This window comes from Pseudomonas sp. AAC, from assembly GCF_000725445.1.
GTDB lineage: Bacteria > Pseudomonadota > Gammaproteobacteria > Pseudomonadales > Pseudomonadaceae > Pseudomonas > Pseudomonas citronellolis.
The window spans coordinates 541,720-554,381 of the sequence record NZ_KL647095.1 but is presented as its reverse complement, the minus strand read 5'-3'; the positions used below and the strand labels follow the sequence as shown (position 1 = coordinate 554,381).

Below are 12,662 nucleotides of genomic sequence, written 5' to 3'. Positions count from 1 at the left end.
GGTCGGTAAGTCGGGCCCTCAGGGCTCGATGGTCAGGGTGGGCACCTCGATCAGCACCGGCTCGTCGCCGGCCAGGGCGCGGGCCAGTTCCGCGCGCAGGCTGGCGGCGTCGGCGGCCTGCACCGAGCGCACGCCGTAGCCGCGGCCGAGCTGGCAGAAGTCCAGGCCGGGCACGTCCAGGCCCGGGGCGTCGGGCACGTCGAGCACCCCGGCGAACCAGCGCAGCGCGCCGTAGGTGCCGTTCTTGAGGATGATGAACACCGCCGGGATGCGGTATTGCGCGGCGGTCCAGAGGGCGGTGATGCCGTAGTTGGCCGAGCCGTCGCCGATGATGCCGATCACCCGCCGCTGCGGTTGCGCCAGCTGCACGCCGACCGCCGCCGGCAGGCCGAAGCCCAGGCCGCCGGCGGCCGGGAAGAAATAGCTGCCCGGCTCACGCATCTGCACGCGCTGCCAGAAGGCGGTCACGGTGGAGGTGGATTCCTTGACGAAGATGGCGTCGTCCGGGGCCAGTTCGTCGATCACGTCGAACACGGCTTCCGGGTGCAGCGGGCCCGCTTCGTCGGCGCGCGGCGCCGGGCGCGGCAGGGCTTCGGGCATCGGCCGCGCGCTGGGGCGAACGGCTTCCACCAGGGCTTCGAGGGTGAGGAAGATGTCGCCGACCAGGGCATCGCCCATGGGCGCGCGGGCGGCCTCGCCGGGGTCGCAGGTGATGTGCACCAGCTCGGCGCCGGCGGGCAGGTAGTCGCCCGGGGCGAACTGGTGATAGCGGAACACCGGGGCGCCGACCACCAGGATCAGGTCGTGCCCGGCGAGCCGCTGCGAGATCCCGGCGATGGCCGCCGGCAGCACGCCACGGAAGCACGGGTGGCGCGTGGGGAACGGGCAGCGCGAGGCAGATGGTGCGACCCAGGCCGGCATGCGCAGCTTCTCCGCCAGTTGCACGGCCAGCGGGTTGGCGCGGGCGCCGTCGACGTCCGGGCCCAGCACCAGCACCGGGTTGCGCGCCCGCGACAGGCGCCCGGCCAGCTCGCCCAGTTGCGCCGGCGAAGGCAGCCCGGCGCTGGCCACGTTGCGCGCGGCCAGGTGCTCGACGCCCGCCGGCGCCGGCTGCGCCCAGTCGTCGTAGGGAATCGACAGGTACACCGGGGCCTTGGGCGCCAGGTTCGCCATGTGGATGGCCTGGCTCAGCGCGCGCGGCACGTCCTGGGCGCAGGCCGGCTCGGCGCTCCATTTCACCAGCGGCTTGGGCAACTGCGGCGCCTCGACGTTGGCCAGCATGGCCTCCACGCCGATCATCGAGCGCACCTGCTGGCCGGCGCTGATCACCAGCGGGCTGTGGCTGTACCAGGCGTTGGTCAGCGCACCCATGCCGTTGCCGGTGCCGGCGGCGGCGTGCAGGTTGACGAAGGCGGGCTTGCCGCTGGCCAGGGCGAAGCCGTCGGCCATGCCGACCACCGCGCCTTCGTGCAGGCCGAGGATGTAGCGGAAGTCCGCGGGGAAGTCCTTGAGGAACGGCAGCTCGTTGGAACCGGGGTTGCCGAAGATGGTGGTCAGGCCGTGGCGACGGAGGATGTCGTAGGAGGCGCAATGGACGGTTTTCATGCTGGCCCTTCAGGCTCGTTCTTGGGTTTGCGCTACTCTCGCAGCGGCCTGATAATCGATCAAATCGATAGTCTTTCTATCGAAAATAAAAACCATCTATGCGACTGCCATGGCCCAGATCGACCTCAACCTGATCCGCACCTTCGTCACCCTCTACGAGGCCGGCAGCGTGACGGCCGCCGCCGAGCGCCTGTTCGTCACCCAGCCTTCGGTGAGCTACGCCCTGGCGCGGCTGCGCGAGCTGTTCGACGACCCGCTGTTCAGCCGCAGCCGCGACGGCATCCAGCCGACCTTCGTCGCCGAGCAGCTGTACGCCACCCTGCGCGAGGCGCTGACGCGCATCGAGGGCGCGGTGCAGGGCACCCGCCAGTTCGACCCGGCCACCACCGAGCGGCGCTTCCGCATCGCCCTGTCGGACCTGGGCGAGCTGGGCTTCCTGCCGCTGATCCTGGCGCGGCTGACCCGCGAGGCGCCGCTGGCCGAGGTGGAAGTGCTGCCGCTGCAGGTGGACGAGGTGGGCGACTGGCTGGCCAGCGGCAAGGTGGACACCGCCATCTGCCGCCAGGCGGTGCCCGGCAGCCGCAGCCGGGTGCTGATCCAGGAGCGCTACGTGTGCCTGCTCAGCGCCGACCACCCGCGCATCGGCGAACGCCTGGAGCTGGCCGGCTACCTCGCCGAGCGCCACGTGGTGGTGACGCGCACCTCCGGCCACGGCATCGCCGAGGACGTGCTCCAGGCGATGAAGCTGGAGCGCCGCATCGCCCTGCGCGTGCCGCACTTCTCGGTGCTGCCGAAGATCATCCCCGGCACCGACCTGCTGACCATCCTGCCGGCGCAGATCGCCCGCATGTTCGTCGCCGAGGGCGGGCTGAAGATGCTCGAACTGCCCTTCGCCGTGCCGGCGTTCGAGGTGTCCCTGCACTGGCGCGCGAGCAGCGAGCAGTCGGCGGCGCTGGAGTGGTTCCGCAACGCCATCGCCGACGCGATCCTCCAAGGGCAGCATTGAGGCGCCCTCAGTGCGCGGCCAGCGGCTCGCCGGCCGGCGCCGCCGGGCGCAGGCCCAGCAGCACCAGGGCGGCGGCGGCGAAGACCACGGCGAACACGCCGTACAGATGCAGCGGTTGCCAGCCGTCGTCCAGCAGCAACCCGGCCACGGTGGGCGAGAGAATGGCGCCCAGGCGCCCCACGCCGATCGCCCAGCCCACCCCGGTGGCGCGCACGCCGGCCGGGTAGATCAGCGGCGACAGCGCGTAAAGCCCGGCGATGCAGCCATTGGCGAACAGCCCGATGAGCAGCCCCAGGCCAAGCGCGGCGGCCAGTGACGAGGCCGAGCCGAGGAACAGCACCAGCAGCGCCGCGGTGATCAGCATGAAGCCCTGCAGCACCCGCGCCAGCGGCACGCGCGCCGAGAGCGCGCCGACCAGGGCGGCGCCGAAGATGCCGCCGATGCTCAGCAGCACGCCGCCGGTGATGCCCTGCTGCGCGGTGAGGCCGGCGGCGGTGAGCAGCTTGGGCGTCCAGCTCATGATGAAGTAGAAGCCGAACATGGCGAGGAAGAACAGCAGCCAGATCAGCAGCGTCGAGCGGCGCAGCGTGGGGGCCAGCAGCTGCAGCATCGCCACGCCGGAGGCCTCGCGCGAACGGGCTTCGGGCAGCGCATCCAGGCTCTGCAGGCCCAGGCGCCGGGCCAGGCCGTTGACCCGCGCCAGGGCGTTGGCCGGGCGGCGGGCGAGGAGGAAGTCCAGCGATTCGGGCAGGCCCGCCAGCACCAGCGGGATGGCCGCCAGGGAGATCAGGCCGCCGGCCAGGAACACCGAGCGCCAACCCCAGTGACCGATCAGCCACACCGCCAGCAGGCCGCCGAAGGTGGCGCCCAAGGCGTAGCCGGTGGACTGCAGGCTGACCGCCAGGGGGCGCCAGCGGCGGTTGGCGTATTCGGCGGCGATCACGTTGCTGCTGGCGAGGATGCCGCCGATGCCAAGGCCGGTGAAGCCGCGCAGCAGGGCCAGTTGCGTCGGGCTCTGGGCCAGGGCCGAGAACAGCATGCCGAGGCCGCACAGCAACAGGCAGAAGAGGATCAGCGGGCGGCGCCCGAAGCGGTCGGCGCGCGGGGCGATGAACAGCGAGCCGGCGGCCATGCCGAACAGCCCGGCGCTGAGCAGCAGGCCGACCTGGGCGCCGTTCAGGCTCCACTCGGCGGAGACCGAGGCGGCGGTGAAGGCCATCACCAGCACGTCGAAGCCGTCGATCATGTTGAGCAGGATGCAGATGCCGATGGCCGTCCATTGGAAGCGGTTCATCGGGCCCTGGTCGAGGGCATGGCGCAGGTCACGATTCATGGGCGCACCTCCGGCAGACGGAGGTTCGGGGCTGGGCGCACGGCATGGCGGGTTCCTCTTGTTCTTGTTGTGGAGGCTTGGTTGGCGCACACCCTGGCAGCGGTGGATCCCGAGCACAAGCCCCCATTGGATCCCAAAATCACGGAATGGGCTGACGGAAACCACAGATCCCACAGCCTTTACGACGCCAATATCCAGATTTTACGGAGACTTCAGCTTGGATTCGGAATTCGTTCGGTTATCGAACTGATTATTTTTCGACCACCACGGTTGACAGGCTTTCCGCTCGAAGCCAACCATTGGATCCAATAAAAACCACAAGATGAGGATCGCCCCATGTTCCCGAAGAACGCCTGGTACGTCGCCTGCACCCCCGACGAGATCGCCGGGAAGCCCCTGGGCCGGCAGGTCTGCGGCGAGAAGATGGTCTTCTACCGCGGCCCCGAAGGCCGCGTGGCGGCACTGGAGGACTTCTGTCCGCACCGCGGCGCGCCGCTGTCGCTGGGCTTCGTCGAGGACGGCAAGCTGATCTGCGGCTACCACGGCCTGGCCATGGGCTGCGAAGGCCACACCGAGTCCATGCCCGGCCAGCGCGTGCGCGGCTTCCCGGCGATCCGCAAGTTCGCCGTGGAAGAGCGCTACGGCTTCATCTGGGTGTGGCCGGGCGATGCCGCGCAGGCCGACCCGGCGCTGATCCACCACCTGGAATGGGCCGACAACCCGGACTGGGCCTACGGCGGCGGCCTGTACCACATCCAGTGCGACTACCGGCTGATGATCGACAACCTCATGGACCTCACCCACGAGACCTACGTGCACGCCAACAGCATCGGCCAGAAGGAGATCGACGAAGCCGCGCCGAAGACCCGCGTGGAAGGCGAGGAAGTGATCACCGAGCGGCATATGCAGAACGTCATGGCCCCGCCCTTCTGGCGCCTGGCCCTGCGCGGCAACGGCCTGGCCGACGAGGTGCCGGTGGACCGCTGGCAGATCTGCCGCTTCACCCCGCCCAGCCACGTGCTGATCGAAGTGGGCGTGGCCCACGCCGGCCACGGCGGCTACCACGCCCCGGCGCAGCACAAGGCGGCGAGCATCGTGGTCGACTTCATCACTCCCGAGACAGAGACCTCCATCTGGTACTTCTGGGGCATGGCGCGCAACTTCCAGCCCCAGGACGCGGCGCTTACCGCGACCATCCGCGAGGGCCAGGGGAAGATTTTCGGCGAGGACCTGGAGATGCTCGAACAGCAGCAGCAGAACCTGCTGCGCCACCCGCAACGGCAACTGCTGAAGCTCAACATCGACGCCGGCGGCGTGCAGTCGCGGCGCATCCTCGAACGCCTCTGCGCGGCCGAGCAACAGCAACCTGCCGCCGCGCTGATCGCCAGCGCCTGAGCCCCCTTTCCAGCGCCGGCCCGCGAGGCCGGCCAAGCGTGAGACCGCCACCGTGCTAGACGTCGTCATCACCCGCGTGCAGCGGGAAACCCCGGACATCCTCAGCCTCGAACTGGCCCGCCCCGACGCCGGCCCCCTGCCCGCCTTCAGCGCCGGCGCGCACATCGACCTGCACCTGCCGGGCGGGCTGGTGCGCCAGTACTCGCTGTGCAACGCGCCGGAGGAAACCCACCGCTACCGTATCGCCGTGCTGCGTTGCGCCGACTCGCGAGGCGGCTCCCGCGCGGTGCACGAACTGCAGGCCGGGCAGCCGCTGCGCATCGGCGAACCACGCAACCTCTTCCCCCTCGTCGAAGGCCCGGGAAGGCGCCTGCTGCTGGCCGGCGGCATCGGCATCACCCCGCTGCTGAGCATGGCCGAGCAGCTTTCGCGCAGCGGCGCCGACTTCGAACTGCACTACTGCGCCCGCTCGGCGCAGCAGGCGGCTTTCGTCGAGTACCTGGCGCAGTCCGCCTTCGCCACCCGCGTGCATTGCCACTTCGATGACAGCGAGCCGGCGCGGCGCCTGGACGTGGCGGCGCTGCTGGCGGCGCAGGCGGACGATGCGCAGCTGTACACCTGCGGCCCGGCGGGCTTCATGGAGCACGTGCTGGACAGTGCGCGTGCCCTGGGCTGGGACGAGTCGCGCCTGCATCGCGAGTACTTTGGAGCCGAACCGGACGTGGGCGGGGAAGCCTTCGAGGTGCAGTTGGCGAGCAGCGGGCAGGTGGTGCGCGTGGAGGATGGGCAGAGTGTGGTGGAAGCGCTGCGGTGCGTCGGGGTAGAGGTGCAGGTGGCGTGCGAGCAGGGTATCTGCGGTACCTGTCTGACGCGGGTGCTGGAAGGGGTGCCGGAGCATCGTGACCAGTACCTGACCGAGGACGAGCAGGCTGCCAATGATCAGTTCACGCCTTGCTGCTCGCGGTCGCGGAGTGCGCGGTTGGTGTTGGATCTGTAGGGGTGGGATTGCTTGGGGAGTTTCCCGTGTAGGAGCGCGCCCTGCGCGCGATTCGCGGGCAGGGCCCGCTCCTACACCCTCCGGCAAACACACCACCCCGTAGGATGGGTTGAGCGAAGCGATACCCATCACCGCGACCGCATGGGTTTCGCAGGCTCAACCCATCCTACGCAGAGCGCCTCGGCGCGACCGGCAGAACCATGCCCCTACGACCGGTCTTTTTCCGCAGCAGTGGGCTTCTTCAGCACCGCCACACCCTCGCGCGGCGGGTGGAAGTATTCGGCGTAGCGCAGGGTGGCATTGGCATGCTCGCGCATGATCGCCTCGGCGCGGGCGCCCTGGCCGTTGACCAGGGCGTCGTAGGCGGCGTGGTGCTGCATATGGGCGAAGTTGAAGCGCTGGTATTCGCGGGGCAGGTTGTCGCGGTCCACCGCCAGCGAGCTGACCGAGGCGAACGGCAGGTGGTCGTTGCGCGCCAGGGCCTCGGCGATGGCGCGGTTGCCGCTGGCCTCGATGATCGCCTGGTGGAAGCGCATGTTGAGGCTGTGATACGCCTCCAGGTCCTCGGGCAGTACATGGCCCTTTTCGAAAATGCGGTCGCCTTCGTCCAGGCACTGCTGGAGCTGCGCCCGCGTCTCTTCGGAAATTCCCCGCTCAGCCGCCTGGCGCGCTGCCAGCCCTTCCAGCACGCCGCGCACCTCCACGGCGCCGGCGATGTCGTCCTCGGTGACTTCGCGCACCGTGTAGCCACGGTTGCCGGCCTTGACCAGCAGCCCTTCCTGCTCCAGCACGCGCAACGCCATGCGCACCGGCATGCGCGAAACCTGCAGGCGCTCGGCGGTGGGAATCTCGACGATGCGCTCGCCGGCGGCCAGCTCGCCGGAGGCAATCATCTTGCGCAGTTCAGCCAGCACGCGTTGGCCTGGTTTGCTCATCGAGGGGGCTCTTGTGGCGGGAGGAGTTGGCGGATGATAACGCGGCGTGGCGCTTTTCGTAGGAGCGAGCTTGCTCGCGAATGGCGTTACCCGGCAGCCTCGCAGTTTGCCCCAGACTCAGTCCCCTCTCCCCAGCCCTCGGCTGCGCGCCCCGCCCTGAAGGGAGAGGGGGCTTGTCCGTGCCGAGAAAGGATTTGGTGTTAGCCGGGTAATCGGTACAAGCCGGCTGACGCCGAAACATCAGCGCGCTCCGAACGGTCCCCTCTCCCTTCAGGGAGAGGGTTAGGGAGAGGGAGCGGAGTCAAGCCAACGCAGAGGAATCGCCGGGATACTCCGTTCACGAGCAAGAACCAGGCGTCCCCCTCGCTCCTACAAGAGCCCGCGCTCCTCACCCCTTGCGATGCACCGAGAACCCCGCCCAGGCCTGGCTTACCGGCATGATCTCCAGGCTGTTGATGTTGATGTGCGGCGGCTGGTTGACGATCCAGTGGATGGTTTCGGCGATGTCTTCGGGCTGCAGCGCCTCGGTGCCGGCGTAGGTCTTGTCGTAGCGCGCCTGGTCGCCGCCGAAGCGCACCAGGGAGAATTCGCTTTCGCACAGGCCCGGTTCCAGGTTGCTGACGCGCACGCCGGTGCCCTGCAGGTCGCAGCGCAGGCTCAGGGAGAACTGTTCGACGAAGGCCTTGGTGGCGCCGTAGACGTGGCTGCCGGGGTACGGCCACTGGCCGGCCACCGAGCCGAGGTTGAGGATGCTGGCGCCGCGGCCGTGGGCGATCAGCCGGGGCAGCAGCAGGCGGGTGCAGTACATCAGGCCCTTGATGTTGGTGTCGACCATGGTGTCCCAGTCGTCCAGGTCGCACTCCTGCGCCGGGTCGGCGCCCAGGGCCAGGCCGGCGTTGTTGATCAGTGCACGCAGCTTGTCGAAGCCGGCCGGCAGGTTGTCCACGGCGCGAGCCACGGCGGCGCGGTCGCGCACGTCGAGGGTGATAGGCAGCACTTCGGCCTGGGCGGACAGTTCCTTGGCCAGGGCCTGCAGGCGGTCTTCGCGGCGGCCGGTGATCACCAGCGACCAGCCGTCGCGGGCGAAACGGCGGGCACAGGCTTCGCCGAAGCCGGAGGTGGCGCCGGTGATGAACAGGGTGGGAGTCATGGGCCAATTCCTCTGCTGGCGGTTTTTCTGTCGGACTTCGCAGGATAGCAGCCCTGCCCCGCCAGCCAGCGCTACAGCGGCCGTCCACAATGGCCGAACAGTTCGGCAGGCGCCCAGGGACGCGGGACGGAGAGGTTTTCCCCCAGGTTTTCCACAGGCTGCTCCACAGCCGGCAGCGGTTTTCGGCAATGCCTGGCGAGCGCCTGCCACGGGCGCAGCAGCTCAGGCGTTTCGCGGCTTGCGCCATGCCCCTGGTCAGTATTCAGGCAGCGCTGCGCAAGCCACGGCGCGTCTGGGCCGGGAGCAGCTTTCCCAAGCTTATCCACAGCTTGCCCAACAGATTCCGTGGACAACCCGCTAGCCGCCCTGCTCCACCAGCAGGCGCGCGGCGATCAGGTCTTCCAGGGCGTAGCCGACCGACTTGAACAGGGTGATTTCCTGGTCGTCACGGCGCAGCCCGCGGCCCTGCAGCAGGTCGCCGAGCTGGGTGTGGATGGCCGATTCGGCGATGGCGCCCTCGGCCAGGGGGATCAGCAGGTCGCCGGCCTCCTCCAGCGCGCCTTCGCGGGTGTCGACGACGATGCGCGCGCGGCGCACGGCTTCGCTGTCGGTCTCGCGCATGCTCGGCAGGAAGGCGCCGACCAGGTCGAGGTGGCTGCCCGGGCGCAGCCACTCGCCGCGCACCAGCGGCTCGCGGGAGGTGGTCACGCAGCTGATGGTGTCGGCCGCGGCCACGCCTGCGGCGAGGTCTTCGCAGGCGCGCACCGGGTAGCCTTCGCCGGCCAGGCGCTCGACCAGCGCGGCGACCTTGGACGGGTGCCGGCCCCAGATGGCGACGTCGGTGTAGTCACGCACCGCGCAATGGGCGCGCACCATGTGCGGCGCCAGGGTGCCGCTGCCGACGATGAGCAGGCGCTCGGCGTCGCGCCGGGCCAGGTGGTCCGCCGCCAGGGCCGAGGTGCAGGCGGTGCGCCGGGCGGTGAGTTCGGAGGCTTCGAGCAGCGCCAGCGGGCGGCCGTCGACGCCGTCGAACAGGCAGAACAGCGCGGCCACCGCCGGCAAGCCGCGCGCGCCGTTGCCGGGGAACACGGTGACCAGCTTGACGCCGATGTCCTGCCCCGGGCGCCACACCGGCATGGTCAGCAGCGTGGCGTTATCGGGCAGCGCATGGCAGCCGCGCACCGGCGCCTCGCAGGTGTCGGCCAGGCCCTGGCGCAGGGCTTCGATCAGTTGTGGATAAGCCAGGCGCTCGGCGACGTCGGCGTTGGTGAGGAAACGGACATCGTGCATGGAGACTCCCCATAAAGTCAGGCGAGCCCTTGTAGGAGCGAGGCGTCCCCCTCGCTCCTACGAAGAGCAGATGTGCGGTCAGTGCCCGCCCAGATAGGCGTCGCGCACCTCCTGGTTGCCCAGCAGTTCCGCGCCCGTGCCGCTCATGCGGATCTCGCCGTTGACCATCACGTAACCGCGGTCGGAGAGCCTGAGGGCGTGGTTGGCGTTCTGCTCGACGAGGAACAGCGTCATGCCGGTCTGCGCCAGTTCGCGCAGGGTCTGGAAGATCTGCTTGACCACGATGGGCGCCAGGCCCAGGGAGGGTTCGTCGAGCAGCAGCAGCTTGGGCCGGCTCATCAGCGCGCGGGCGATGGCGAGCATCTGCTGCTCGCCGCCGGACATGGTCATGGCGCGCTGGTTGCGCCGCTCCTTCAGCCGCGGGAACAGCTCGAACATGCGCTGCATGTCTTCCTGGGCGTGGTCCATACCGATGGGGATGGTGCCCATCAGCAGGTTCTCCTCCACGCTCATGTCGGGGAACACCCGGCGCCCTTCCGGCGACTGCGCGATGCCGTTGGAGGCCACGTAGTGCGCCGAGCGCCGGGCGATGTCCTGGCCGCGGTAGAGAATCTGCCCGGCGGCCGCGCGCGGCTGGCCGAAGATGGACATCAGCAGGGTGGACTTGCCGGCGCCGTTGGCGCCGATCAGCGCCACCGTCTCGCCTTCGCCAACGGTCAGGGAAACCTTCTTCAGCGCCTGGATCGGCCCGTAGAACACATCCACATCACGGAATTCCAGAATCGGCGCCGTCATGCGACCTCCTCTTCGTCTGCGCCCAGGTAGGCGGCGATCACCTTGTCGTTGCTGCGGATCTCCGCCGGCAGGCCGCGGGCAATCACGTCGCCGTGGTCGAGCACGATGATGTGGTCGGAGATGTTCATCACCATGCCCATGTCGTGCTCGATGAGCAGCACGGTGATGCCGTGGTGGTCGCGCAGGAAGCGGATGATCCGGCTCAGCGCCTGGGTCTCGGCCGGGTTGAGGCCGGCGGCCGGTTCGTCCAGGCAGATGATCTCCGGGCGCGTGCACATGGCCCGGGCGATCTCCAGGCGGCGCTGCTGGCCGTAGGACATCTCGCCGGCCAGGCGGTTGGCGCAGTCCACCAGGTCGACCACTTCCAGCCAGTAGAAGGCGTGGTCCAGCGCGTCGCTTTCCGCGCGGCGGTAGCCGGGGGTGTTGAGGATGCCGGAAACCAGGTTGCGGTTGACGTACATGTGCTGCGCCACCAGCAGGTTCTCCACCACCGACATTTCGCGGAACAGGCGGATGTTCTGGAAGGTGCGCGCCAGCCCCGCGCGGTTCACCAGGTGGGTGCCGCCGAACATCTTGTAGTACACGCGGCTGCCGAACTGCGCCGGGTTGACGAAGTCGCCGGCCTGGAACGGCTGACCGAGGATCTTGATGACGTCGGTGGTAGTGCCCTGGGTGTTGAGCAGGATCTTCCCGCCGGTGGCCTTGTAGAAGCCGGTCAGGCAGTTGAACACGGTGGTCTTGCCGGCGCCGTTGGGGCCGATCAGCGCGGTGATGGAGCCGCGCTCCACGTCCAGGTTGACGTCGTTGAGCGCCTTGATGCCGCCGAAGTGCATCATCAGGTGCTCGACGCTGAGAATCTTGTCGCTCATGGCGCCACCCCCTTGCGCTTGGCGAAGCCCCGGCGGTTGATGCGGATCAGCCCGCGCGGGCGCCAGATCATCATCAGCACCATGAGCATGCCGAACAGCAGCACGCGGTAGTCGGCGAAGCTGCGCAGCAGTTCCGGCGTCACCGTCAGGACGAAGGCGGCGATCACCACCCCGAGGGTCGAGCCCATGCCGCCGAGCACGACGATGGCGAGGATCAGCGCCGACTCGAAGAAGGTGAACGACGACGGGTTGACGAAGCCCTGGTAGCTGGCGAAGAACACCCCGGCCAGGCCCGCGGTGGAAGCCCCGAGCATGAACGCCGAGAGCTTGACCAGCACGTGGTTCAGGCCCAGCGAGCGGCAGGCGATCTCGTCCTCGCGCAGCGCTTCCCAGGCGCGGCCCACCGGCATGCGCGTGAGCCGGTGCTTGACGTACAGCACCAGCAGCACCACCAGGAACAGCACGGCGTAGATGAAGATGAACTTGAGGTTCTGGTTGTAATCGATGCCGAGGAACTCGTGGATCGGCGTGCCGCCCTCCTTGGCGCGGCGGCCGAACTCCAGGCCGAAGATGGTCGGCGCCGGCACCTGCATGCCGTTCGGACCGCCGGTGAAGGACAGCCAGTTGTTCAGCACCAGGCGGATGATCTCGCCGAAGCCCAGGGTCACGATGGCCAGGTAGTCGCCGTGCATACGCAGCACCGGGAAGCCCAGTAGCGCCCCGGCCATGGCCGCGGTGATGGCAGCCAGCGGCAGCACCGTCCAGAAGCCCAGGCCCAGGTACTGGTAGCCCAGCGCCAGGCCGTAGGCGCCGATGGCGTAGAAGGCCACGTAGCCCAGGTCGAGCAGCCCGGCCAGGCCCACCACTATGTTCAGGCCCAGGCCCAGCAGCACATAGATCAGCCCGAGGATGACCACGGTGAGCAGGTACTTGTTGGCGAAGAACGGCAGCGCCACGGCGGCCACCACCAGCAGCGGGATGATCCAGCGCAGGCGCGTCTTGTAGCCCGGCGGCAGCACCTGGATGCCGGAGTCGGAGCCCTCGAAGCGGTCGAGCACGCGGCTGCCCACGGCGGTCTGCAGGAACAGGCTGAGCACCAGGCGCCCGGCCATGACCGCGCCGACCATCCAGGCCAGGCGCACCGGTTGCAGGTTGAAGCTGTAGCCGTCGAGCACGATGCCGACGATGGGGCCGAACACGATGAGGGCGACCAGGCCGGCCAGGACGGTGTCCACCAGGCTCTGCTTGAGGTCGATGCGCGGGGCGGAAGCGGTTGCGGTAGCCATG

11 protein-coding genes are annotated in these 12,662 nt (G+C 69.1%); 3 read left to right on the top strand and 8 right to left on the bottom strand.

The genetic code is table 11. The features are described from left to right. Positions 1–18 precede the first annotated feature (18 nt). Positions 19–1,605 (bottom strand): benzoylformate decarboxylase, encoded by a 1,587-nt coding sequence (mdlC, locus tag FG99_RS07970; RefSeq protein WP_043268644.1) that lies wholly within the window; start codon positions 1,603–1,605, stop codon positions 19–21. Positions 1,606–1,714: 109 nt separating this feature from the next. Here mdlC and FG99_RS07965 point away from each other — a divergent pair, with 109 nt between their 5' ends. Beyond that, positions 1,715–2,611 carry a LysR family transcriptional regulator gene (locus tag FG99_RS07965; protein WP_043268642.1) on the top strand — a complete coding sequence of 299 codons (897 nt, stop codon included), beginning with the start codon at positions 1,715–1,717 and terminating at the stop codon, positions 2,609–2,611. 7 nt (positions 2,612–2,618) lie between these two features. Here FG99_RS07965 and FG99_RS07960 read toward each other — a convergent pair whose 3' ends face one another. After that, positions 2,619–3,944 (bottom strand): MFS transporter, encoded by a 1,326-nt coding sequence (locus FG99_RS07960; RefSeq protein WP_043268640.1) that lies wholly within the window; start codon positions 3,942–3,944, stop codon positions 2,619–2,621. A gap of 336 nt (positions 3,945–4,280) precedes the next feature. Between FG99_RS07960 and FG99_RS07955 the strand changes: the two genes are divergently transcribed. Both FG99_RS07955 and FG99_RS07950 read left to right on the top strand, forming a co-directional pair. Next, the gene (locus tag FG99_RS07955) at positions 4,281–5,339 is read left to right on the top strand and encodes an aromatic ring-hydroxylating oxygenase subunit alpha (protein ID WP_043268638.1); all 1,059 of its coding nucleotides are present in this window, start codon (positions 4,281–4,283) and stop codon (positions 5,337–5,339) included. Positions 5,340–5,391: 52 nt separating this feature from the next. Beyond that, positions 5,392–6,336, top strand: a complete 945-nt coding sequence (locus FG99_RS07950) for a PDR/VanB family oxidoreductase (RefSeq protein ID WP_043268636.1) — start codon at positions 5,392–5,394, stop codon at positions 6,334–6,336. Between the two features lie 206 nt (positions 6,337–6,542). On the opposite strand, the gene FG99_RS07945 is transcribed toward FG99_RS07950, so the two are convergent. From FG99_RS07945 to livM, 6 genes are all read right to left on the bottom strand, one after another. Then, positions 6,543–7,271, bottom strand: a complete 729-nt coding sequence (locus FG99_RS07945; RefSeq protein ID WP_043268634.1) for a GntR family transcriptional regulator — start codon at positions 7,269–7,271, stop codon at positions 6,543–6,545. A gap of 388 nt (positions 7,272–7,659) precedes the next feature. Then, positions 7,660–8,421 carry an SDR family oxidoreductase gene (locus tag FG99_RS07940; protein ID WP_043268632.1) on the bottom strand — a complete coding sequence of 254 codons (762 nt, stop codon included), beginning with the start codon at positions 8,419–8,421 and terminating at the stop codon, positions 7,660–7,662. A 357-nt stretch (positions 8,422–8,778) separates the two neighbouring features. Continuing rightward, positions 8,779–9,711: a bifunctional Delta(1)-pyrroline-2-carboxylate/Delta(1)-piperideine-2-carboxylate reductase gene (locus FG99_RS07935; RefSeq protein ID WP_043268630.1), complete on the bottom strand. Its 933-nt coding sequence runs from the start codon at positions 9,709–9,711 to the stop codon at positions 8,779–8,781. A 78-nt stretch (positions 9,712–9,789) separates the two neighbouring features. Continuing rightward, positions 9,790–10,506 carry an ABC transporter ATP-binding protein gene (locus FG99_RS07930; RefSeq protein ID WP_009613406.1) on the bottom strand — a complete coding sequence of 239 codons (717 nt, stop codon included), beginning with the start codon at positions 10,504–10,506 and terminating at the stop codon, positions 9,790–9,792. Beyond that, a complete protein-coding gene (locus FG99_RS07925) occupies positions 10,503–11,375 on the bottom strand; it encodes an ATP-binding cassette domain-containing protein (RefSeq protein ID WP_009613407.1) in 873 nt (290 codons plus the stop codon). The genes FG99_RS07930 and FG99_RS07925 overlap by 4 nt, the downstream gene beginning before the upstream one ends. After that, positions 11,372–12,661 (bottom strand): high-affinity branched-chain amino acid ABC transporter permease LivM, encoded by a 1,290-nt coding sequence (gene livM / locus FG99_RS07920; protein WP_043268628.1) that lies wholly within the window; start codon positions 12,659–12,661, stop codon positions 11,372–11,374. The genes FG99_RS07925 and livM overlap by 4 nt, the downstream gene beginning before the upstream one ends. Position 12,662: the final 1 nt, after the last annotated feature.

Bases quoted from the DNA above. Each gene is read 5' to 3' on its own strand.
- FG99_RS07930 (WP_009613406.1), bottom strand. From the start codon at position 10,506: ATGACGGCGCCGATTCTGGAATTCCGTGATGTGGATGTGTTCTACGGG.
- FG99_RS07965 (WP_043268642.1), top strand. From the start codon at position 1,715: ATGGCCCAGATCGACCTCAACCTGATCCGCACCTTCGTCACCCTCTAC.
- FG99_RS07960 (WP_043268640.1), bottom strand. From the start codon at position 3,944: ATGAATCGTGACCTGCGCCATGCCCTCGACCAGGGCCCGATGAACCGC.
- FG99_RS07940 (WP_043268632.1), bottom strand. From the start codon at position 8,421: ATGACTCCCACCCTGTTCATCACCGGCGCCACCTCCGGCTTCGGCGAA.
- mdlC (WP_043268644.1), bottom strand. From the start codon at position 1,605: ATGAAAACCGTCCATTGCGCCTCCTACGACATCCTCCGTCGCCACGGC.
- livM (WP_043268628.1), bottom strand. From the start codon at position 12,661: ATGGCTACCGCAACCGCTTCCGCCCCGCGCATCGACCTCAAGCAGAGC.
- FG99_RS07925 (WP_009613407.1), bottom strand. From the start codon at position 11,375: ATGAGCGACAAGATTCTCAGCGTCGAGCACCTGATGATGCACTTCGGC.
- FG99_RS07945 (WP_043268634.1), bottom strand. From the start codon at position 7,271: ATGAGCAAACCAGGCCAACGCGTGCTGGCTGAACTGCGCAAGATGATT.
- FG99_RS07935 (WP_043268630.1), bottom strand. From the start codon at position 9,711: ATGCACGATGTCCGTTTCCTCACCAACGCCGACGTCGCCGAGCGCCTG.
- FG99_RS07955 (WP_043268638.1), top strand. From the start codon at position 4,281: ATGTTCCCGAAGAACGCCTGGTACGTCGCCTGCACCCCCGACGAGATC.